We start from the raw sequence: 20209 nt of genomic DNA on the forward strand, positions 1-20209 counted from the left end.
AGGACAGCGGGGGCCGGTGGTAGAAAGAGCCGCACGGAACTCGTTCGATGGCGGTCTGCATGTCCGGTTCGGTTGACCCTGTGGAGGTTCAGCAGCGGGCGCCTGGCCCGCCCTCTCCCACCCCCAGGGGATCCCATGTCGCAGCCTCCGCCCCCACCGCCGCCGAACCAGCCCCCAGGCCCGCCGCCGAACCAGCCGCCGGGCCCCCAGGGTGGCGGTTTCCCGCCCCCGCCGCCCCAGGCTCCGCCCCCGCAGTCCCCGCCCCCGGGTCCGTACGGCCCAGGACCGTATGGACCCGGGCCCTACGGGCAACCCTCGTACGGGCAGCCCCCCTACGGCCCGCCCCCGCAGGCGCCCGGCGGCAGCGGAGGCAGCGGGGGCGGTGGCGGCCAGGGCCCCAACACCCGGGTCCTGGGCATCATCGCCGCCGTTGTCGCCGTCGTGCTGGTGGCGGGCGGCATATGGATGTTCAGCGGTGACGACGACAACGGCGGCGGAGGCGGAGGCAAGGGCGGCGGCGCCGTGGCCGGGGGCAAGCCCGCCAAGCAGCTGTTCAAGCTGGACCCGCCCGAGACCCACGTCAAGGACACCCAGATCGCGGACGGCAGCTGGGCCACCGGGAAGATCTACGCGAAGTCCACGATCAACGCCGTCGCGGGGCACACCGTCACCAGTGGCAAGGAAGCGTGGCGCCTCCCCCTGGACGGCCCGGTGTGTGCCGCCTCGCCGCACATGACCAGCGCCCACCTCACGGCCGTCGCCTACGAGAAGGGCAGCGGCGGCTGCAACACCGTCGCCGTCTTCGACGTCGACACGGGCGACAAGGTGTGGAGCAAGCCGATCCCCAAGGGCGAGCAGATCTTCGGCGGCGGCATGACGAACCTGACCGTCGCCGAGGACACCGTCGCCATCTCCTGGAACGGCGGCTATGTCGCCTACAACATCAAGGGCGGTCCGCCGCTGTGGAAGAGCAAGGAGACCGGCGAGACCTGCGAGCACGGCAGATACGGCGGCGGCGCGAAGCTGATGACCGTCCTGGAGTGCGGCGAGGGCCGCGCGCTGAGCGTCAACCGGCTCGACCCCAAGACCGGCCAGTCCACCTGGGACGTCAAGCTGCCCAGGGAGATCGAAGGCGCGCGGGACGTGCGGATCGTCGACACCGACCCGGTGGTGCTGGTGCTCGGTACCGATGACTCCTCGGCGTCGGAGATCATGACCGTCGACGACCAGGGGAAGATCGCGGCCACCATCAGCCTCGGCAAGCGCTACGAGCCCGGCTGCGGGTTCGGCGGCATAGGCAGCGAAGCGTGCTTCCACGTCCTGGCGACCGACGACCAGGTGTTCATCGCCACCGAGCGACGGCCCGGCTCGGACTCGGCCATCGGCGAGACCAACGACGTCATGGCCTTCGACTTCCACACCGGCAAGACCAAGTGGAAGTCGAGCGTGGCCGACGGGCGCGAGATCTACCCCATCGCGATCGAGGGCGACAAGCCGGTGGCCTATCTGCCGCCCACCTTCGACAAGGGCGGCGAGGTCGTCAGCCTGGATCCGGCCAACGGGAAGCAGCACGGGCTGCTCAAGCTGCCGGACGAGACGGCCAAGGCACAGGACGACTTCCTCTTGCCGAGCAGCGGCTGGAGCCCGACGGTGCTCTACGACCGCGGCCGACTCTTCCTCCAGGAGGGCCTGCTGAACGGCAAGGGCGACACGGGCGGGGCTTTCGTCATGGCGTTCGGGCCGCGCTGAGGACCGAGCTCAGGACCAGAGCTCAGGACCGAGCCGAGCTCTGGTCCGAGGGCTGGACCAGGAGCGTGGAGGAGTGCTCACCGGGGGTCCGGGGCCGGTCGGGTTCCGGTCCGGGGCCGCCGAGAGGCGCGCGGCGGTTCCGGTCCGGCTTCGACTTGGTGACCCGGCGGGAACCGGGACCGGGTTCGTTCGTGTCCGATGGTAGAAAGAACTTCCGCTCAGTTGTCTGCCATTGGCAGGCCATATGTCCGATTCGCTCGACCCTACGGGGGTTTGAGGGTCAGGGCGTCCGGTCTGCCCATACCGAGGGATCGTTCATGTCGCAGCCTCCTCCGCCGCCTAGCCAGCCGCCATCCGGAGGCTACGGCGCCCCGCAGGAACCGCCCCAGGGCCAGCCGTCCTACGGGTACCCCGCGCAGCCGGGCCAGACGCCGCCTCCGCCCCCGCAGGCCCCCGGCACGCCCCCGCCCGCTCCCGGCACCCCGCCGCCCGGACCCTACGGCCAGCAGCAGCCCCCGGCCGGGTACGGATACCCGCAGGGCCAGCAGCAGCCCGGGTACGGCTACCCGCAGACGCCGGCGCCGCAGGCCCCCACCCAGACCGCTTTCGGCGCCGTCCAGCCGCCCTCGCCGCCCGGCGGCCCCTACGGGCAGCAGCAGCCCGGCGCCTACCCGTACGGCAACGCGGCGGGCCCGGTGCCCGGCGGCGGTGGCGGCGGGAACAACTCCAAGGTCATCGGGATCGTCGCCGCCGTGGTCGCGGTGGTGCTGGTGGCCGGCCTCGGCGTCTTCTTCCTGACGAAGGACGACGGCAAGGAGGACGAGGCCAAGAAGGACGACAAGAAGTCCTCCCAGGCCGACCCCAACGCCAAGCCCAAGAACACCAGTGGCAAGCAGATCGTCGACATGAAGGCGCCGGAGGTCAACGACGTCACGACCGTCACGGGCGCCTGGGCGACGGACAAGGTGTACGCCAAGTCCTCGGTCCGGAACATCATCGTCCAGGACCTGAAGACCAAGCAGCAGTCCAAGATCCCGCTCAAGGGCAACGTGTGCGCGGCCTCCAACGGCATGACGAAGGACCACAAGGTGGCCGTCGTCGTGCAGGAGACCATCTCCAACAGCGCGGACTGCACCCGCATGGTGATCGTCGACCTGGACAAGAAGGCTGTCGCCTGGGACAAGACGATGCCCAACTCCGACACCCGCAGCAACGAGAACGTCGCCATCAGCGGGGACACGGTGGCCTCGGCGTGGATCGGCGGCTCGGTCGGCTACAAGATCTCGACCAAGAAGAAGCTGTGGGAGGCCCAGCCCAGCAACTGCCGGGACACCGGCTACCAGGGCGGCAAGTCGCTGGTCGTGGTCGTCGAGTGCGGCAACGACCTGGACAACCCGGAGGTCTCGGTCCAGAAGCTGGACCCGAACACCGGCAAGGCGAAGTGGAAGTACGAGCCCCCCAAGGGCATCAAGAACGTCCGGGTGGCCTCCACCGACCCGATGGTGCTGGTCGCCGGCGCGGGTGACGAACTGGCCAGCGACGTCCTCACCGTCGGCGACGACAAGAAGCTGAAGGCCAAGATCTCCCTGGGCAAGCGCTACAACAAGCCCTGCGAGCTGGAGGTCGACGGCTGCTACGGCATGGCGGTCGGCCCCGACACGGTCTACCTGTCCACGGCCGAGCACCCGGGCGCGTCCGAGTACGGCGACACCAACGAGATCATGGCCTTCGACTTCAACACCGGCAAGACCAAGTGGAAGGCCGCGGCCGGCGAGAAGCGGACGATCGTCCCCTTCAAGATGCAGGGCCAGAACGTCCTCGGCTACAAGCCGCCCTCCTACGACTCCGGCGGCCAGGTCGTCACGATCGAGCCGAAGGGGGGCAAGCAGACGAAGCTCCTCCAGATGCCCGTCTCCGACATCGGAAAGGGCGAGCAGGCGTTCTCCGTGGACACCTACTCGGTGGACACGCAGATCATCTTCGAGCACAACAGGCTCTTCCTCGACGACAAGCTGATCTCCGAGCGCAGGGCCAGCCAGGAGGAGATTCCGAGGCTCGCCGTCGGCTTCGGCGCGGAGTAGCGCTCCGCGCGGGGTGCGGTGAAGTGCGGGAAGTGCCGGGGAGCTGCCGTCGTTTGTCCGCGGGCGCTCCCCCAAGCTCTTCGAGCAGGGAGGTACCCCCGGTTGAGCGCGCCCACGCGGCGGAGCCGCATCTGACGCTGCCCCGCGCCCCTTCGGGGCCCGCACGAAATCGGCCCGCCACGGACCCCCGTGGCGGGCCGAGTGCCGTTTCCGGACGGGTCGAATGCGCCTTCCGGAGGGTGAGTTCCGTTCCCGGGTGGCGCGTTCCGGCCCTCCCTTGGGGATTTCGCCTCGTAAGGGGCGCGGAACGGCGAGTGAGCGTGTAGCTTCCCGGAGCAGGAGAGGGGTTGCGCCTGGGGGGTGCCGGCCCTCAAGGCGTGTGTGTGGGGGGAGCTTCTATGAGCGTACGGCTCATGGTGGTCGACGACCATCGGCTGCTCGCCGAGGCCCTTGCCTCGGCGCTCAAGCTGCGGGGCCATCGCGTGCTGGCTGCTGCCGCACCCAGTGGCGGGGCCGCCGAGCTGGTGATCAGCAGGGCACCCGAGGTGTGCCTGCTGGGGACGGCGACACCGGCGGAGCCGGGCGCCTTCGACCCGGTGGTGCGGATCAAGAGGGAGAAGCCGCAGATCGCGGTGGTCGTGCTCGGGCCGGTGCCCAGCCCGCGCGGCATCGCCGCCGCCTTCGCGGCGGGCGCTTCCGGCTATGTGCGGCACGACGAGCGGATCGAGGGGGTGGAGCGGGCCATGGTCAAGGCCCGCGCCGGGGAGGCGGCGGTCGCGCCGCAGCTTCTCCAGCAGTCCTTCGCCGAACTGCTCAACCCGGCCGCCGAGCCGGACGACGAGGGAGCGCGGCTGTTGCAGATGCTGACGCCGCGCGAGGTGGAGGTGCTCGTGCGGGTCGCGGAGGGGGAGGACACCCGGCTCATAGCCGCGGGTATGGGAATCGCCCCGAGCACCGCGCGCACCCATGTGCAGCGCGTGCTCATGAAGCTGGGCGTCGGGTCGCGGCTGGAGGCCGCCGCGCTGGCCGCCCGTACGGGGCTGCTGGATCGCGCGGCGGGGGCCGGGGGCGCGCGCGAGTAGCGCACCCCCGGCGGCGGTTCACTCCCGGGCGCCCGCTTCCGCCTCCGCTTCCTCCGGTGCCGGGGGCGGGATCGTCGGGCTCAGCCGCAGCCACAGAAGGAAGGCCAGGCCGAGGATCAGCATGGCGATGCCGGTCCACAGGTTGATGTTGATGTCCTGTGCCTTCTTCAGGTCCGCGTCGGAGGCGAAGATCCCCGCGATCGTGATGATCACGCCGTAGACCACGAACAGGCCGCCGATGATGCGGCGTACGTCGAACAGGCGGGCTGCGGTGTTGGAGCGCCGCTCCAGGTCCTCGACCTCGCGGGCCATCCGCTGGGCCGCGGACTCGCTCTCTTGCGGGTTGTTCTTGTCGCTCATAGCGCTTCAGCTTCCTTCGCTGTTCAGAAGGAGAAGGGGATGTAGCAGATGGCGGCCAGGACGATGGCACCCCAGCCCAGCAGGGCCGGCTTGCGGTACCACGCGTCGTCGCCCTCGGCGGGCGGCTCCTGGAGGCCGGGCGAGACCGTGCCGTAGACCAGTCCGGCCAGCTGCTCGACCGGTTTGGGCTTGGTGATCATCGTGACGACGACCATCACGACGGCGCCGACGACGAAGGCCACGATCGAGGAGACGAAGTTGGCTCCCTGGTCGCTGGGGATCGAGATGATGCCCTGCTTGTAGAACCAGAAGTAGTTGACCATCGCCGCGACGGTGCCGGACAGCAGACCCCAGAAGCCGGCCGCCGGGGTGGTCCGCTTCCAGAACATGCCGATGATGAAGACCACGAACAGCGGGACGTTGAAGAAGGAGAACAGCGTCTGGAGGTAGTTCATGATGTTGCTGAACGAGGAAGCGATGAAAGCGGTCCCCATGCCGATCAGCACGCCGATGACGGTGACCACGCGGGCCGTCTTCACATAGTGGGCGTCCGGCTGGTCCTTCTTCAGATACGCCGCCCAGATGTCGTTGGTGAAGACGGTGTTGAAGGAGGAGATGTTCGCCGCCATGCCCGCCATGAACGCGGCGAGCAGACCGGTGACGGCGATGCCCAGCACGCCGTTGGGCAGCAGGTCGCGCATCAGCACGGGGATGGCGTGGTTGTAGTCCAGGCCGCTGCCCGGCTTGCCCAGGGTCGGCTCCATCACCAGCGCGATCAGGCCGGGCACGACCACGACCGCCGGGATGAGGATCTTGGGGAAGGCGGCGATCAGCGGGGTGCGCTTGGCGGCGGAGAGGTTCTTGGCCGACAGGGCGCGCTGGACCTCGGCGAAGTTCGTCGTCCAGTAGCCGAAGCTCATCACGAAGCCCAGCCCGAGCACGATCGTCAGCCAGTTGGCGCCCAGCGGGTTGGAGTCGCCGATGCCGGTGCCCTCCCACGCGGTCATGAAGGAGCCGCCGTGCTTGCCGGTGAGGCTGTCGCTCATGCCGCCCCAGCCGCCGACCCGCTTGAGGCCGACGATGGTCAGCGGGATGAGGGCCGCCAGGATCACGAAGAACTGGAGCACCTCGGTGTAGATCGCCGAGGAGAGGCCGCCGAGGGTGATGTAGGCGAGCACGAACAGGCCCGCGACCACGATCGAGACCCACAACTGCCAGCCCAGCAGCGCCTCCAGGACGATGGCGAGCGCGTAGAGGTTCACGCCCGCGATCAGTACGGCGGAGACGGCGAAGATGACCGAGCTGAGCAGGTGGGAGGAGGGTCCGAAGCGGTGCAGCAGGAACTCGGGGACCGACCGGACCTTCGAGCCGTAGTAGAACGGCATCATCACCAGGCCGAGGAAGACCATGGCGGGCACGGCGCCGATCCAGTACCAGTGCACGGTGTAGGCGCCGTACTGGGCGCCGTTGGCGGCCATGCCCAGGATCTCGGTGGCGCCGAGGTTGGCGGCGACGAAGGCCAGACCAGTGATCCACGCGGGGAGGGACCGGCCGGAGAGGAAGAAGTCGAGACTGGTCTTCACGCTGCGCCGGGCGGCGAAGCCGATCCCGAGCACGACCGCGAAGTAGATGCCAAGGATTGTGTAATCGAGTCCGTTGGTGGGGAGCCGTAGCCCTTCGGCCAGGTGCAACATGGGTCACTCGCTTCATTGCGCGATCGGAACGGTCGGAAAGCTACCCGCAATCGTTCATGTTCTGAAAGGACATGTTGCTGGAGTTTGTTTGATTGTGATGATTACGGGTTGCCATCGCCGGTAATATGCCCAAGATGTCGCGCTTGTGGCTTTAGGATCGCGATTCCTGCGGCAGCGTCTCGTCTGTTGGCTCGTGATTTTTTGTGTGTGATTATGTTGAGCTCCAGGAGTGAGGAGCCCACCCGGCGCTGCGTTCCCGGGGCCCCGGACCCCTCAGTGAAAGACCGGCTCAGTCGTCATGGGCGGAAAGACTCTGCGAGGAGCACCCGAGTGCTGTGTTCTCCCGGGGGCAACCCCCGGACCCCCGGCCGGAAGACCAAGGCCGGCTCAGTCGTCACGGCCGGCAAGACCCTGCGAGGAGCACCCGAGTGCTGTGTTCTCCCGGGAGCAACCCCCGGACCCCCGGCCGGGAAGACCAAGGCCGGCTCAGTCGTCACGGCCGGCAAGACCCTGCGAGGAGCACCCGAGTGAGGAAGACCTCAAACCGTCTTGCCGACGGCCGCGAGATCATCTACTACGACCTTCGCGCTGCCGCCGACAAGGGCGCCCGCACCGCTGTTGACGAGCGCCCCCTGCCCTCCACGGGAGCGCACTCGGAGATCCGCCACGACCCGCTGCTGGACGAGTGGGTCGGCATAACGGCCCACCGCAACGCCCGCACCTACCACCCGCCGGCCGACGAGTGCCCGCTGTGCCCCTCTCGCGAGGGGCGGCTGAGCGAGATCCCGGAACCCGACTACGACGTCGCGGTGTTCGAGAACCGCTTCCCCTCCTTCCGGGGCGCCCCCGGCAAGGAGGAGAGCGGATGCGACAGGCAAGCCGCCGGGCTCTTCGGGCACGCGCCCGGCGCCGGGCGCTGCGAGGTCGTCAGCTTCACCTCCGACCACAACGCCTCCTTCGCCGACCTCACCGAGGAGCAGGCCCGGCTCGTCCTGGACGTGTGGACCGACCGCACGGCCGACCTGTCCCAGGAGCCCGGTGTCGAGCAGGTGTACTGCTTCGAGAACCGGGGCGAGGAGATCGGGGTGACCCTCTCCCACCCGCACGGCCAGATCTACGGCTATCCGTTCACCACCCCACGCACCGACCGGATGCTGCGCTCTTTGGCCGCGTACGGCTCGGGCCCCGGCGGCGACAACCTCTTCGACGACCTGGTCGCCGCCGAACTCGCCGCCGGCGAGCGGGTCGTGATCGACGGCGAGCACTGGACCGCGTTCGTGCCCTACGCCGCGCACTGGCCCTACGAGGTGCACCTGTACCCCAAGTCGCGGGTGCCCGACCTGCTCGCACTGGGTGAGGAGGCACGCGCGGAATTCCCCGGCATCTACCTGGAGCTGCTGCGCCGCTTCGACCGGCTCTTCGGCGCGGGCGAGCCGCGCACTCCCTACATCGCCGCCTGGCACCAGGCGCCCTTCGTACGCGACCAGCGGACCGGGCGCGCCCCGCGGGAGGAGTTCGCGCTGCATCTGGAGCTTTTCACCATCCGACGTGCTCCAGGCAAGCTGAAGTTCCTCGCGGGTTCCGAGTCCGGCATGAACGTGTTCATCAACGACGTGCCGCCGGAGACCGCGGCAGAACGACTGCGAGAGGTGGCAACCCCATGAGCAAGTACCTGGTGACCGGCGGCGCCGGATATGTCGGCAGCGTCGTGGCGGCGCACCTGCTGGAGGCCGGGCACACGGTGACCGTGCTCGACGACCTCGACACCGGCTTCGCCGAGGGTGTGCCCGGCGGCGCGGAGTTCGTCGACGGGCGCATCCAGGACGCGGGCCGCGTCCTGGACAGCTCCTACGACGGGGTGCTGCACTTCGCCGCGCACTCCAAGGTCGGCGAATCCGTGGAGCATCCGGAGAAGTACTGGCGCAACAACGTCGGCGGCACCATCGAGCTGCTCGCCGCCATGCGCGAGGCCGGGGTGCGCAAGCTCGTCTTCTCCTCCACGGCCGCCGTCTACGGCGAGCCCGAGCGCACCCCCATCACCGAGACCGACCCCACCGCGCCCACCAGCCCCTACGGCGCCTCCAAGCTCGCCGTCGACCACATGCTCGGCGGCGAGTGCGCGGCCCACGGGCTGGCCGCGGCCTCCCTGCGCTACTTCAACGTCGCCGGCGCCTACTTCGCCGCCGACGGGAGCGCCTACGGCGAGCGCCACGATCCGGAGTCGCACCTGATCCCGCTCGTCCTCCAGGTCGCCCAGGGCAGGCGCGAGGCCATCTCCGTCTACGGGGACGACTACCCCACCCCCGACGGCACCTGCGTACGCGACTACATCCACGTCGCCGACCTCGCCCGTGCCCACCTGCTCGCCCTGGAGGCCGCCACCCCCGGCGAGCACCTGATCTGCAACCTCGGCAACGGCAACGGCTTCTCCGTCCGCGAGGTCATCGAGACCGTCCGCAAGGTCACCGGGCACCCCGTGCCCGAGACCGTCGCCCCGCGCCGGGGCGGCGACCCGGCCGTGCTGGTGGCCTCCGCCGAGCGCGCCCGGCAGCGGCTGGGCTGGCGGCCCGAGCGCGACGCGCTCTCCGGCATCGTCGAGGACGCCTGGCGCTTCGCACAGACGGCGGGTGCCCGATGAGCTTCCGCGAGATCTACGGCACCGAGCCCGAGGGCACCTGGGAGGCCCCGGGCCGCGTCAACCTCATCGGTGAACACACCGACTACAACGAGGGGTTCGTCATGCCCCTCGCACTCCCGCACACCTGCCGGGTGGAGGCCGCACGCCGCGACGACGGAGTGCTGCGGCTGCACTCGGCCGACGTCGAGGAGGGCGTGGTCCAGCTCAGGACCGAGGAGCTGGCACCGGGCGCGCCCGAGGGCAACTGGGCCGCGTACCCGGCGGGTGTCGTATGGGCGATGCGCGAGGCGGGCCTCCCCGTCAGCGGCGCCGACCTGCACTTCACCTCCACCGTCCCCGTCGGCGCCGGGCTCTCCTCCTCGGCGGCGCTGGAGGTCGCCACGGCGAGCGCGCTGGATGGCCTGTACGGACTGGGCCTGAGCCCCGAGCGGATGGCCCGGCTGAGCCAGCGCGCCGAGAACGGGTTCGTGGGCGTCCCCAGCGGGATCATGGACCAGATGGCCTCCGCCTGCTGCACCGAGGGCCACGCCCTCCACCTCGACACCCGCGACCTCACCCAGCGCCAGGTCCCCTTCGACCTGGCCTCCCAGGGGCTGCGGCTGCTCGTGGTGGACACCCGCGTCAAGCACGCGCTCGGCGACGGCGCGTACGCCGAGCGCCGCGCCGGCTGCGAGGAGGGGGCGCGCACGCTGGGTGTGCCCGCGCTGCGCGACATCCCCTACGCCGATCTGCCCGGCGCGCTGGAGCGCGTCGAGGATCCGGTCGTGCGCCGCTACGTGCGGCATGTGGTCACCGAGGACCAGCGGGTCGAGCGCGTCATCGCGCTGCTGGACGCCGGGGAGACCCGCGCCGTCGGGCCCGTGCTGACCGAGGGCCACGTCTCCCTGCGCGACGACTTCCAGGTCTCCAGCCCCGAACTCGACCTGGCCGTCGCGACGGCCGACGAGGCCGGGGCGCTGGGCGCCAGGATGACCGGCGGCGGCTTCGGCGGCTCGGCGATCGTCCTGCTGGACGAATCGCGGCTCAAGGACGTCGAAGAGGCCCTGAACTCGGCTTTCGAGGCGGCGGATTACCTGCCGCCGCACCTGTTCGAGGCGACGCCAGGCGCCGGAGCGCGACGAGTCTGAGACGCTGCGTCAAAAGAGTTTCGCCATTTGCCTTCCCTTGACAGACCCCAGCCGTACTCTGAATGTGACGCACAGCACCGGTGGGGGCCGGTGCTGATCAGGGGGCGAGACAGCCGGGTACGTCGCCCGGGGGCGGGGTAAGCAGCCAACACGACAGTGGTCGTGTGGCTGTGTGACCCGCGCCGGGCGACGTACCCGCTTTGCCAGGGGGTGCCATGCAACGAATTCGCGTGCTGGTGGTCGACGATCACCGAATTTTCGCCGAGTCCTTGGCCGCCGCGCTCGCGGCGGAACAGGACGTCGAAGTGGGCGCCGCGGGGAGCGGCGCCGCGGCGATGCGCCATCTTGAGCGCGGCGCCGCCGAAGGGCGCCGCTTCGATGTCCTGCTGGTCGACGCCGATCTGGGCGCGCCCCTGCACGCACCGGTCGCTGTCGGCCCGCCGTCCGCCGGCAGCGTGAACGGTGAGGCGCTGGGCTCCGGCAAGCCGGCCGGCGCGCTGGAGGACGCGGCGCCGGCTGCCGCCGTCGACCCCACCGGGGGCCTGCCCCTGGTGGCGCGCGTCCGCGCCGACTACCCGCAGGTGCGCACCGTCGTCCTCGCCGAGCGCGACGACCCCCGGCACGCGGCGGCGGCCCTCCAGGCGGGCGCGGGCGGCTGGGTCGCCAAGGACTGCTCCCTCTCCCGCCTCCTCCAGGTCATCCGCGGGGTCCTCAAGGACGAGACGCATCTGCCGCCCGCGCTGCTGACCGGCGTGCTCAAGGAGCTGACCGCCACCCGCAAGCACCGCACCGAGAGCGAGCGGCTCGTGGAGTCGCTGACCCCGCGCGAGCGGGAGGTCCTGCGGTGCATGGTCGCGGGGCTGGGCCGCAAGGCCGTGGCGGAGCGGCTGTATCTGTCCCCGCACACGGTGCGGACGCATATGCAGAACGTGCTGGGCAAGCTCGGCGTCCACTCCACGCTGGCCGCCGTCGCGTTAGCCCGCCGTGCGGGGGTGGGCCCCGCCGAGCTGGAGACCGCGGGAGCCCGCTGAGTCGGAGCCGGCTGACCTGACGGGAGCCGGGAGTCAAGTGCCCGTTCCCGTGCCCGCGTCCATGCCCGCGCAGGTGTCCGTGCCCGCGCCGGTGTCCGTGCCCGGTCAGGAAGACTGCTTGTAGACGCTCCAGCCGCCGTCCACGACCAGGCTGCTGCCGGTGATGAACGAGGCGTCGTCGGAGAGCAGGAAGGCGACCGTGGCCGCGACCTCGTCGGGGCGCCCATGCCTGCCGACGACGGTCTCCTGCGCGGTCTGCCTGCGCTCCTCCTCCGGAAGCTCGTCCCAGGCCCGCGTCATGATCGGGCCCGGCAGGACCGAGTTGACCCGCACGTGCGGGCCGTAGTCGACGGCGAGCTGGCGGCCGAGCCCGGCCAGGCCCGCCTTGGTCGCCGCGTAGGCCGGGCGGCCCGGCAGCCCGACGAGCGCCTGTACGGAGGAGGTCAGCACGATCGCGCCCTGCTGCTCGCGCAGGTCCGCGATGCAGGCCCGGACTCCGAGGAACGCGCCGGTCAGGTTGACCCCGAGCTGGGCCTCCCACTCGCCCAGGGTGATCGAGTCGGCGGGGCCGTGGCGGACGAAGGCCGCGTTGCTGACCAGCCCGTCCACAGGTCCGAAGCCCTCGCGCGCCGTGCGCACGGCGCGCTCCCAGGCGGGCTCGTCGGTGACGTCCCCGAGTACGAAGGCGGCGCGCCCGCCGGACGCGGTGATCTCCCGTGCCGTGCGGTGGGCTCCCGCCTCCTCGTTGTCGAGGATGACCACCGCGGCTCCCTCGTCCGCCAGCCGGTGTGCGGTGGCGGCGCCTATCCCGGCACCACCGCCGGTGACGAGGACCGTACGTCCCTCGAAGCGTGCGCCCATGGTCATGCGCGCGATGGTACGGGGGAGACGGGCACGCGGGTAGAGCGCTCGGGACGCTCAGGCCGGGAGGCCGGCGAGGCTCAGGCCGAGGTGTCGGCGAAGCTCAGGCCAGGAAGTCGGCGAATCTCAGGCCGGGGTGTCGGCGAGGCTCAGGTCGGGATGTTGTCGAACGGCGCCGTCAACTGGCGCAGCAGCGAGGCGAGTTCGCCGCGCTGCAAGGGTGACAGCTCCGCGAGGATCGCCCGCTCCTGGTCGAGCAGACCGGCCAGCGCGCTGTCTCCTCGGTCGCGGCCCTCCGGGGTGAGCCGGACCAGGACGCCCCGCCGGTCGCTGGGGTCGGGAAGGCGCTCGACCAGGCCCTTCTTGGCGAGCCGGTCGATGCGGTTGGTCATCGTCCCGGAGGTGACGAGCGTCTGGGTCAGCAACTGCCCGGGGGAGAGCTGGTAGGGCGTACCGGCCCTGCGCAGCGCGGTCAGCACGTCGAACTCCCACGGCTCCAGGCCGTGCTCGGAGAAGGCGATGCGCCGCGCCCGGTCCAGATGCCGGGCCAGCCTGCTGACCCGGCTGAGCACCTCCAGGGGCTCAACGTCGAGGTCAGGGCGCTCGCGGCGCCATGCTGTCACCAAACGGTCGACCTCGTCCTCCATAGAGATCAGTGTAGAGGTTGTGTCGACGTGAAGTCTCTTGACGTCAAGAGATAACGCCGGGCAGGCTGCTCCCATGTGGGATCCGCAGCAGTACCTCCGTCACGCCGGCCATCGCCTGCGCCCTGTCCTCGACCTTCTCGCCCATGTGCCGGACGAGCTGCCCCGGCCGCCGAAAGCCCCTGCCGCCGTGCCCCGTATCGCCGATCTCGGCTGCGGCCCCGGCGGCCCCAGCGCACCGCTCGCCGTCCGCTGGCCGGACGCGCACATCACCGGTTACGACAACTCCCCCGCCATGCTGGCCGAGGCGCGGCCCCACGCCCGGGAGGGCGGACCGGCGGGCGAGGGGCGCCTGGACTTCGCCCACGCCGACCTCGCCGGATGGCAGCCGGACCCGGGGGATGGCTTCGGGCTCCTGTTCTCCAACGCCGCGCTCCAGTGGGTGCCCGGTCACACCGCCGCGTTCCCCGGCTGGATCGACGCGCTGCCCACCGGCGGCGCCCTCGCCTTCCAGGTCCCCGGCAACTTCGCCTCGCCCAGCCACGCCCTCCTCGCCGAACTGTGCGACACCCCGCGCTGGCGCGACCGCGTCCAGGCCCCGCACCGCACCGGCGCGGTCCTGGATCCGGCCGGCTACGCGGACGTCCTCCGCCCGCTCGGCCCCCACGGCTGCGACGTCGACACCTGGGAGACCACCTACCTCCATCTGTTCACCGGCCCCGCCCCCGTCCTGGACTGGACCAAGGGCACCACGCTGCGCCCCGTACTCGCCCGCCTGGAGGACGACCCCGAGGCCCGCGACGCCTTCCTCGCCGAGTACGCGGAACTGCTGCGCGACGCGTACCCGCCGGCCGCCGACGGCACGACGGCGTTCCCGTTCCGCCGGGTGTTCGTGGTGGCGGTCAAACGGTGAGCGCGGGAGACGGGGGAGCCGGGGGAGAGCTGAGCGGGCCCGGCGCCATCCCTGGGCCCGGGGGTCCGCCTTTCGTCGCGGGCTTCGACCACGTCCAGCTCGCCCTCCCGCCCGGCGGCGAGGAGCGGGCGCGGGCCTTCTACGGCGCGGTGCTCGGCATGACCGAGCTGCCCAAACCGCCCGCGCTGGCGGCGCGCGGCGGCTGCTGGTTCGCGAGCGGTGACGCCGTCCTCCACCTGGGCGTCGAGCAGGATTTCCGCCCCGCCCGGAAGGCTCACCCCGGCCTGCGGGTGGCCCACGGAGCACTGGACGCCCTGGCCGCCCGCCTCACCGAGGCCGGGGCGCCGGTCCGGTGGGACGAGGCGGTTCCGGATGTACGGCGCTTCCACTCGGCGGACCCCTTCGGGAACCGGCTGGAGTTCCTGCGGCCTCTATAGGCCATACGGGACCGCTCGGGGGACGGGTCCTGTCGGGGGACGGGGGAAGGGCATGCGAACGGGCACGTGGGTACGCGTACCGGTGACCCGAGCCGCGCGGTGGGGCGCGGTGGGAACGGCGGGGGTGGTCGTCGCCCTGGCGATCGCGCTGATCGCCGTCGCCTGTACGGGCGATCCGGGGACACCGGCCGCGCTGCCGGAGGGAGACCGGCCCGTACGCCCTGTCTCCCTCACCGGGCGAGCGCTGTGGGACTCCCGGGATCTGGGCCTGGGGAAGGTCGCGGGGGCCGAATTCCGGGGTGGTACGGCACTGGTGCTCGGTTCCGGTGCGGGCCGTGGCCCGGATACCCGGCTGGCGGCGGCCGACGCCGACACCGGCCGGCCCCGCTGGATGGTGGACGCGGGCATGCCGCTGGTGAGCCGCCGCACCACCCGCTCCGGCCCCGTCACCGACCGCGCGGCCACCGGCAAGCCCGTACTCGCCGACGGCGGATACCTCGCGCGGGGCCAGAGCGGCACCGACGGCAAGCCGCTCGTGGTGGACGGCGGCAACGGCGACCCGGGCAGTGGCTCGAAGGCCGCGGAGGGCTGGAGCGTGCTCGTCCGCTACGTCGTCGAGAAGGCACCCGGCACCGAGAGCGAACACGGCGTCGCGGCGCTCTCCGGCAAGGACGGCAGCCTGCGCTGGAAGACGAAGCTGCCACTGGGCGGCGAGCTGCGGCTGCTGAGCACCGAGGGCGACACCGCGCTGGCGGCCGTCGCCGACCAGCAGGGCGGCCAGGTCACCAGCTACGCGCTCGACACCGCCGACGGCGACGTGCGCTGGCGGCACCATGGCGACATCATCCACAGCCTCGCCGGGGACACCGCGCTGGGCGAGCACCCGGGCGAGACCGGCTGGTGGCCAGGGCCGGGCGACAGCAACCGGGACGGCTGGGTCGTCGCGCTCGACGCCGACACGGGCGAGAAGAGGTGGAGCCTGGAGCACAAGTACCGCGAATCCGTACTGGAAGGCGCGGTTCGCGGCAACGCCGTCGTCCGCACCGAGAACAGCTCCTCGCTCAGCAAGGCACTCGTCCTGGACACCGCCACCGGGCGCGGGACCCACACGCTCGACGAGGGCTTCCACACCTGTGCCCGGCCGGTGGACGGCCTGCTGGCCTGCGCGGAGCTGAGCGAACCGCGGCTGGTGACCCTCCGCGCGGGCCGGCGGGACGAGCCGGTCCGCTCGACGCGCGAGATCCTCGACGGCGGCACGCTGTCCGGGGTGAGGGTCGGCGCCGTGGACGGTGGCCGCGTCTATGTGAGCGGCACCAGCGACGACACCGAGCGGGACGACGAAGCCGAGCGGGACAGGGCCGACGGCAGCCTCGCCGCCGACGCGCGCCGCGCCGCCGTCGTCGACCGGGCCGGCAACACCCTGCGCGAGGACCTGCCCGGCGAACCGGTCGCCGCCTCGGCGCGGTACGCGGCGTTCCGGGTCACCGTCCGGCACGGCTCGGGCGCGAGGGCGACGAGCAGCGAGCACGTCGCCGTCCACCGTGCCGCCGACGGGGCCCGGCGCCCCGCCGGGCCCGGCCCGGAAGGCCCGTCCGAGGCCCGGCCGGTCTCCTACGACCAGCAGCCCTTGTGGTCCGCCGCCGCCGGTCACGGCCGCCTGCCGGAGACGGACACGCAGTCCGACGCACGTGCCCGGGAGACCGGACTGGAACGGCTCCAGTCCGTCGACCTGGTGGGCGACACCCTCCTGTACGCGGGCCAGACCGACGACCACGGCACCCGCTACGTCGGCGTCGACGCCAACACGGGCAAGGTCCGCTGGCGGATCGGGGGCCGGGGCTTCGGCGACGGGGCCCGGCCCGCGAGCCAGGGCCTGTACCAACTGGCAGGCGCGAAGCGCCGGACGCTGCTCGCCACGTACGAAAGGGAGGCCACCGGGGAGCAGGGCGTGGCGGCCGTCTCCGTACGCGACGGCAAGGTGCTGTGGAAGCAGCCCGTCACCTACGACAAGGACGAGTACGTCCTCCTGCGCGACGCGGACGCCAAGCGGTTCGTCGTCCGGACTTCGGCCTACGGCGCGGGATCGTCGGACGAGGGCCGCACCATGGTCTACGACCTGGCCGGCCACAACCGCCGGGCCCAGGTGAAGAACACCGGCGACGACGCGTTCCTGGCGGGCGGCACCCTGCTCACCGAGGTCCCTGCCCGGCCGGGCAGGGCGTGGGCGGACCGGACCAACAGCGACGTGGCCGCCTACGATGCCGACTCCGGCAAGCGCAAGTGGCGCCTCCGTGACCGTTACGACGACGCGGCCCTCCTGGCCGTCGGCGGCGAGCGGGCCGCCGTCATCACCCACGAAGGCGGCGGCGCCGTCCTCGACCCCGTCACCGGCAAGCGGCTGGCCACCACCCGCGCACCCCTCCACCTCTGCACGGGCGAGGCCGATCCGCTCCTGGTCTGCCGGTCGGGCTCCGGCGACACGGCGGACGGCACCCACCCCGTCACCGTGCGGACGGGGGGCCACGCGGGCTCCCGTACGGCGACCCTGCGCGAACTCCCAGCGCTCGGCAACCGGAGCGACTACCTCACCCTGGGTGGCCGTTTCTTCGCCGGGACCGGCCCTGCGGGACCCCACTCGCGCGGCGCCTTCACGACGATGGACGACCACGGCCGCCGCCCGGCCCGAAGCTCCCTGCCCGGCATGCCTCGCGCCGTCACCGACGACCATGTGGTGCTGGTGAACGGTCAGTTGGGCGAGGGCTCCCTCCTCGGTGCCCGGATCACCGTCCACCGCCGGAAGTGAGCGCTCCTTCCCGCCCTCCCTCCTGTCCCAGCCGTCCACCCCGGCTCTCGGCGACCCGGACCGCGTCCCGCAGCGCCGCACACAGCCGGACGGCGAAGGTGTGGACCTGTACGACGCTGTTGTCCGGCCGCTGGGTCAGCGCGGAGCGGGCGACCAGCAGCAGTTCGGTGGCCTCGTCCAGCTGCCGTTCCTCCAACTGGTCGGCGAGTTCCGAGATGAGACCGTCGCCGTCCGGATCGGCGGACAGATAGCAGGGCTTGCCCTCGGGCGTACTCCAGGGCAGGAGGCGCAGTTCGGTATTCGACCCGGGGTTGGACGGCGTGGCGCTTGATGGCATGGGGGCTCCTCAACGGTCAGGGGACGCAGGCCGGAGATCGCGGACGGACGCCCACCACGGGAGGGAGCCCCGGCTCGGGGACAGGGGCCGCAACAGAGCTCGTACGGAGGGCTGTTGCGCACGCGTGCTGGTCAGCGTCCCGCTCCCGTCGAGGAGGAGCTGGACGACGCCCGTACGGCGAGCTGCGGAATCGTAGGCGCATACCCCGACCGCGAGCTCTTTCGCAACACTTGTCGCCATAACGGGTGCTCCTCGACCGTACTTCCGTATGAGGCACGCCAGTTGGACTACCGTGCGTGTTCCGGCAACTACGACGATGCACCAGATCGCGCCACGGAAAGCCGCTGACCAGCGTCGCTTCCCCGCCGAACGGCGCATGTTCAACACCTTCCACGGAGGAGGCCGTGATGCCCGCACGACGACCCGTCACCGGCAGGAGCCGAGAGCCCCGTAAGCGGTTCGCGGAGGAGTTGCGCGCCAGAAGGGCCGACAACGGCGAGAGCCTGCGCCGCCTGGCCGAGCGGATGGGCTGGGACTACTCGCTCTTCGGCAAGATGGAGAGCGGAGTCACCATCGGCAGCCCCGAAGTGGTCCAGGCACTGGACGAGCACTACGGCACGGGCGACCTGTTGCTGACGTTGTGGGAGCTGGCGTCAGCCGATACGAGCCAGTTCCGCGAGCAGTACCGGGAATTCATGGGCCTGGAATCCAAGGCCATAAGCATCCAAAAGTTCGCACCCAGTGTGGTGCCTGGCCTGCTCCAGACGGAGGCGTACGCGAGGGAGCTGCTGCTCCTGGGCGGTCTGCCTCCTGGGGACGAACTGGATCAGCAGGTCGCCGCCCGAGTGAGCCGCCGAGGGCTTCTGTCCCGCGAGGGCGCCCCCAATCTGCGTGCCATCCTGGACGAGGCCGTTCTGCATCATGCACTGCCTGACCACCAGGAATGGCGCGAGCAGCTTACGAATCTCCTCGTGATGGGGGAGCGGCGGAACGTGAACATCCAGGTCCTTCCGTTCGCGGCACACCTGCGCGAGATGATGAACACGGAGACGTCATTTCTGGTCTCGCCGGATTGCCATACGGTCGCCTGGGTGGAGACTGGTTACGATGGGCAACTGGTCACGCACACATCCGGAGTTGACGAGCTCCAGGGCCGTTACGATCGATTGCGCGACTATGCGTTGTCCCCGCGTGAGTCGGCTGAGTTCATCGCGCACATTCTGGAGGAAGTCCCATGCCCGTCTCCCGAGTCGACCTGAGCGCTGCTAGGTGGCGGAAGTCGAGATACAGCAACCACAACGGCGGTGATTGCGTCGAGGTCGCCGACAACATCCCCGGTGTGGTCCCGGTCCGGGACAGCAAGGTGTCTGAGGGCCCGGTGCTCGTTTTCGGGGCCGCCGCATGGTCCGGGTTCGTCGCGCAGGTCGCGAAGCGATGAGCGCCGCGCGCTGGCGCAAGTCGAGCTACAGCAATCAGGACGGCGGTGATTGCGTCGAGGTCGCCGACAACATCCCCGGTGTGGTCCCGGTCCGGGACAGCAAGGTCCCCGAGGGGCCCGTCCTGCTCGTCGGTTCGCGTGCTTGGGCGGGGTTCATCGGCATGATGCGGCGTGAAGGGGCGTGACGCGCACCCTGGTGGTGGCGGCGACGGACTCCCACGTTGAGTTGCGGCTGCGGCCCTGGCAGGCGGGCGACGCGGAGGCGCTCATGCTCGCGCACCGCGATCCGGTGCTGCGCCGCTGGCTGACGGATCCGCTGGACAGCGCGGCTGAGGCGCGGGCGTGGATCGGCCGGCAAGCCGAGGGCTGGGCCGCGGGTACTCGCCTCGGCTTCGTCGTGCTGGAGGGTGAGCGGCTGACGGGGCAGGTGGTGGTCAGGCGAGGGGCCGAGTCGACGGTTGCCCAGCCGGAGGTCGGCTACTGGGTCGCGGCGTCGGCGCGAGGCCGTGGCGTCGCGACGCGCGCGCTGGAGGCGGTCACCACGTGGGCGCTGGATCCGGCGGGCCCGCTGGCCGAGGACAGCCTGGCGCTGGTGCACTCCGTGGAGAACGATGCCTCCTGCCGCGTGGCCGAGAGGTGCCGCTACCCCTTGAGTACCGTGCTCCCGCCCGCGCCCCCGGCCTATCCGGCCGAAGGCCACCTGCATATGAGGCGGCGGGAGCTCCGCGTGCAAAGCCCCCGCCCTCAACGGCGGGACCTGCCGTCCTCGTCCAACTCGTCGGCCGTGGGCGGTATGGGCGCAGGAGCACGGACTGACGCACGGTGACGTACCCCCGAGGCACCTGGGGCTATGTTCCGACGTCCTGTGTATGGGCCGGCCAGGCGTAACCCGCCCCGCGCGCAGCGGCCCTCCCCGGGCTTGCGGGTGCGTGCACCGCCCCCCTCCCACCCTCCCCATTTTGTCGTCACCCCCTGAGCAGGTGACGACAAAAAATGACCCCCCTGCCGACGGCG

Annotated in this window: 19 protein-coding genes; 14 read left to right on the top strand and 5 right to left on the bottom strand. The window is 71.2% G+C overall.

Features of this window, described 5'->3' with window-relative positions:
• The first annotated feature begins 135 nt into the window (after window positions 1-135).
• From OHB04_RS24695 to OHB04_RS24705, 3 genes are all read left to right on the top strand, one after another.
• The gene (locus tag OHB04_RS24695) at window positions 136-1749 is read left to right on the top strand and encodes an outer membrane protein assembly factor BamB family protein (protein WP_326689841.1); all 1614 of its coding nucleotides are present in this window, start codon (window positions 136-138) and stop codon (window positions 1747-1749) included.
• Window positions 1750-2066: 317 nt separating this feature from the next.
• A complete protein-coding gene (locus tag OHB04_RS24700) occupies window positions 2067-3830 on the top strand; it encodes an outer membrane protein assembly factor BamB family protein (RefSeq protein ID WP_326689842.1) in 1764 nt (587 codons plus the stop codon).
• Between the two features lie 398 nt (window positions 3831-4228).
• Complete coding sequence (locus OHB04_RS24705; RefSeq protein WP_326689843.1) at window positions 4229-4912, top strand: LuxR C-terminal-related transcriptional regulator; 684 nt, start codon at window positions 4229-4231, stop codon at window positions 4910-4912.
• 18 nt (window positions 4913-4930) lie between these two features.
• Here the strand turns inward: OHB04_RS24705 and OHB04_RS24710 are convergent, their stop codons facing one another.
• Window positions 4931-5272, bottom strand: a complete 342-nt coding sequence (locus OHB04_RS24710) for a hypothetical protein (protein WP_326689844.1) — start codon at window positions 5270-5272, stop codon at window positions 4931-4933.
• Window positions 5273-5295: 23 nt separating this feature from the next.
• Window positions 5296-6966, bottom strand: coding sequence for a sodium:solute symporter family protein (locus OHB04_RS24715; protein WP_326689845.1), 1671 nt, complete (start codon window positions 6964-6966; stop codon window positions 5296-5298).
• A 527-nt stretch (window positions 6967-7493) separates the two neighbouring features.
• Between OHB04_RS24715 and galT the strand changes: the two genes are divergently transcribed.
• The 4 genes from galT (at window position 7494) to OHB04_RS24735 (ending at window position 11762) form a co-directional block, all read left to right on the top strand.
• Complete coding sequence (gene galT / locus OHB04_RS24720; protein WP_326808330.1) at window positions 7494-8630, top strand: galactose-1-phosphate uridylyltransferase; 1137 nt, start codon at window positions 7494-7496, stop codon at window positions 8628-8630.
• Window positions 8627-9604 (top strand): UDP-glucose 4-epimerase GalE, encoded by a 978-nt coding sequence (galE, locus tag OHB04_RS24725; RefSeq protein ID WP_326689847.1) that lies wholly within the window; start codon window positions 8627-8629, stop codon window positions 9602-9604. The genes galT and galE overlap by 4 nt, the downstream gene beginning before the upstream one ends.
• Window positions 9601-10731 (top strand): galactokinase, encoded by a 1131-nt coding sequence (gene galK / locus OHB04_RS24730; RefSeq protein ID WP_326689848.1) that lies wholly within the window; start codon window positions 9601-9603, stop codon window positions 10729-10731. Before galE ends, galK begins: the two co-directional genes overlap by 4 nt.
• 215 nt (window positions 10732-10946) lie before the next feature.
• A complete protein-coding gene (locus tag OHB04_RS24735; RefSeq protein ID WP_326689849.1) occupies window positions 10947-11762 on the top strand; it encodes a response regulator transcription factor in 816 nt (271 codons plus the stop codon).
• A gap of 105 nt (window positions 11763-11867) precedes the next feature.
• Here the strand turns inward: OHB04_RS24735 and OHB04_RS24740 are convergent, their stop codons facing one another.
• Together OHB04_RS24740 and OHB04_RS24745 are read right to left on the bottom strand one after the other, a co-directional pair.
• On the bottom strand, window positions 11868-12623 hold the full coding sequence (locus OHB04_RS24740; RefSeq protein WP_326809514.1) for an SDR family NAD(P)-dependent oxidoreductase: 756 nt from the start codon (window positions 12621-12623) through the stop codon (window positions 11868-11870).
• A 149-nt stretch (window positions 12624-12772) separates the two neighbouring features.
• The gene (locus tag OHB04_RS24745) at window positions 12773-13270 is read right to left on the bottom strand and encodes a MarR family winged helix-turn-helix transcriptional regulator (RefSeq protein ID WP_326689850.1); all 498 of its coding nucleotides are present in this window, start codon (window positions 13268-13270) and stop codon (window positions 12773-12775) included.
• Window positions 13271-13343: 73 nt separating this feature from the next.
• Between OHB04_RS24745 and OHB04_RS24750 the strand changes: the two genes are divergently transcribed.
• From OHB04_RS24750 to OHB04_RS24760, 3 genes are read left to right on the top strand one after another with little or no spacing between them, the layout of a single operon-like run.
• Window positions 13344-14180, top strand: coding sequence for a methyltransferase domain-containing protein (locus tag OHB04_RS24750; protein WP_326808331.1), 837 nt, complete (start codon window positions 13344-13346; stop codon window positions 14178-14180).
• A 47-nt stretch (window positions 14181-14227) separates the two neighbouring features.
• Window positions 14228-14617, top strand: coding sequence for a VOC family protein (locus OHB04_RS24755; RefSeq protein ID WP_326692884.1), 390 nt, complete (start codon window positions 14228-14230; stop codon window positions 14615-14617).
• Window positions 14618-14669: 52 nt separating this feature from the next.
• On the top strand, window positions 14670-17420 hold the full coding sequence (locus OHB04_RS24760) for an outer membrane protein assembly factor BamB family protein (RefSeq protein WP_326808332.1): 2751 nt from the start codon (window positions 14670-14672) through the stop codon (window positions 17418-17420).
• Here the strand turns inward: OHB04_RS24760 and OHB04_RS24765 are convergent.
• Window positions 17398-17757: a hypothetical protein gene (locus tag OHB04_RS24765; protein ID WP_326808333.1), complete on the bottom strand. Its 360-nt coding sequence runs from the start codon at window positions 17755-17757 to the stop codon at window positions 17398-17400. The two genes, OHB04_RS24760 and OHB04_RS24765, sit on opposite strands and share 23 nt — an antisense overlap.
• Window positions 17758-18164: 407 nt before the next feature.
• Between OHB04_RS24765 and OHB04_RS24770 the strand changes: the two genes are divergently transcribed.
• The 4 genes from OHB04_RS24770 to OHB04_RS24785 are packed head-to-tail and all read left to right on the top strand — an operon-like array spanning window position 18165 to window position 20021.
• Window positions 18165-19016: a helix-turn-helix domain-containing protein gene (locus OHB04_RS24770; RefSeq protein WP_326808334.1), complete on the top strand. Its 852-nt coding sequence runs from the start codon at window positions 18165-18167 to the stop codon at window positions 19014-19016.
• A complete protein-coding gene (locus OHB04_RS24775; protein ID WP_326689855.1) occupies window positions 18992-19195 on the top strand; it encodes a DUF397 domain-containing protein in 204 nt (67 codons plus the stop codon). Before OHB04_RS24770 ends, OHB04_RS24775 begins: the two co-directional genes overlap by 25 nt.
• Window positions 19192-19380 carry a DUF397 domain-containing protein gene (locus OHB04_RS24780; protein WP_326808335.1) on the top strand — a complete coding sequence of 63 codons (189 nt, stop codon included), beginning with the start codon at window positions 19192-19194 and terminating at the stop codon, window positions 19378-19380. The genes OHB04_RS24775 and OHB04_RS24780 overlap by 4 nt, the downstream gene beginning before the upstream one ends.
• On the top strand, window positions 19377-20021 hold the full coding sequence (locus tag OHB04_RS24785) for a GNAT family N-acetyltransferase (protein WP_326808336.1): 645 nt from the start codon (window positions 19377-19379) through the stop codon (window positions 20019-20021). Before OHB04_RS24780 ends, OHB04_RS24785 begins: the two co-directional genes overlap by 4 nt.
• The last annotated feature ends 188 nt before the right edge of the window (window positions 20022-20209 follow it).

This window comes from Streptomyces sp. NBC_01775 (genome assembly GCF_035917675.1).
Taxonomy (GTDB): Bacteria; Actinomycetota; Actinomycetes; order Streptomycetales; family Streptomycetaceae; genus Streptomyces.

Coding starts and splice junctions, on each gene's coding strand:
- OHB04_RS24765 (WP_326808333.1), bottom strand. CDS start 17,757: ATGCCATCAAGCGCCACGCCGTCCAACCCCGGGTCGAATACCGAACTG.
- OHB04_RS24740 (WP_326809514.1), bottom strand. CDS start 12,623: ATGGGCGCACGCTTCGAGGGACGTACGGTCCTCGTCACCGGCGGTGGT.
- OHB04_RS24735 (WP_326689849.1), top strand. CDS start 10,947: ATGCAACGAATTCGCGTGCTGGTGGTCGACGATCACCGAATTTTCGCC.
- OHB04_RS24705 (WP_326689843.1), top strand. CDS start 4,229: ATGAGCGTACGGCTCATGGTGGTCGACGACCATCGGCTGCTCGCCGAG.
- OHB04_RS24745 (WP_326689850.1), bottom strand. CDS start 13,270: ATGGAGGACGAGGTCGACCGTTTGGTGACAGCATGGCGCCGCGAGCGC.
- OHB04_RS24770 (WP_326808334.1), top strand. CDS start 18,165: ATGCCCGCACGACGACCCGTCACCGGCAGGAGCCGAGAGCCCCGTAAG.
- OHB04_RS24775 (WP_326689855.1), top strand. CDS start 18,992: ATGCCCGTCTCCCGAGTCGACCTGAGCGCTGCTAGGTGGCGGAAGTCG.
- OHB04_RS24710 (WP_326689844.1), bottom strand. CDS start 5,272: ATGAGCGACAAGAACAACCCGCAAGAGAGCGAGTCCGCGGCCCAGCGG.
- galK (WP_326689848.1), top strand. CDS start 9,601: ATGAGCTTCCGCGAGATCTACGGCACCGAGCCCGAGGGCACCTGGGAG.
- OHB04_RS24715 (WP_326689845.1), bottom strand. CDS start 6,966: ATGTTGCACCTGGCCGAAGGGCTACGGCTCCCCACCAACGGACTCGAT.
- OHB04_RS24760 (WP_326808332.1), top strand. CDS start 14,670: ATGCGAACGGGCACGTGGGTACGCGTACCGGTGACCCGAGCCGCGCGG.
- OHB04_RS24780 (WP_326808335.1), top strand. CDS start 19,192: ATGAGCGCCGCGCGCTGGCGCAAGTCGAGCTACAGCAATCAGGACGGC.
- OHB04_RS24750 (WP_326808331.1), top strand. CDS start 13,344: ATGTGGGATCCGCAGCAGTACCTCCGTCACGCCGGCCATCGCCTGCGC.
- galE (WP_326689847.1), top strand. CDS start 8,627: ATGAGCAAGTACCTGGTGACCGGCGGCGCCGGATATGTCGGCAGCGTC.
- OHB04_RS24695 (WP_326689841.1), top strand. CDS start 136: ATGTCGCAGCCTCCGCCCCCACCGCCGCCGAACCAGCCCCCAGGCCCG.
- OHB04_RS24700 (WP_326689842.1), top strand. CDS start 2,067: ATGTCGCAGCCTCCTCCGCCGCCTAGCCAGCCGCCATCCGGAGGCTAC.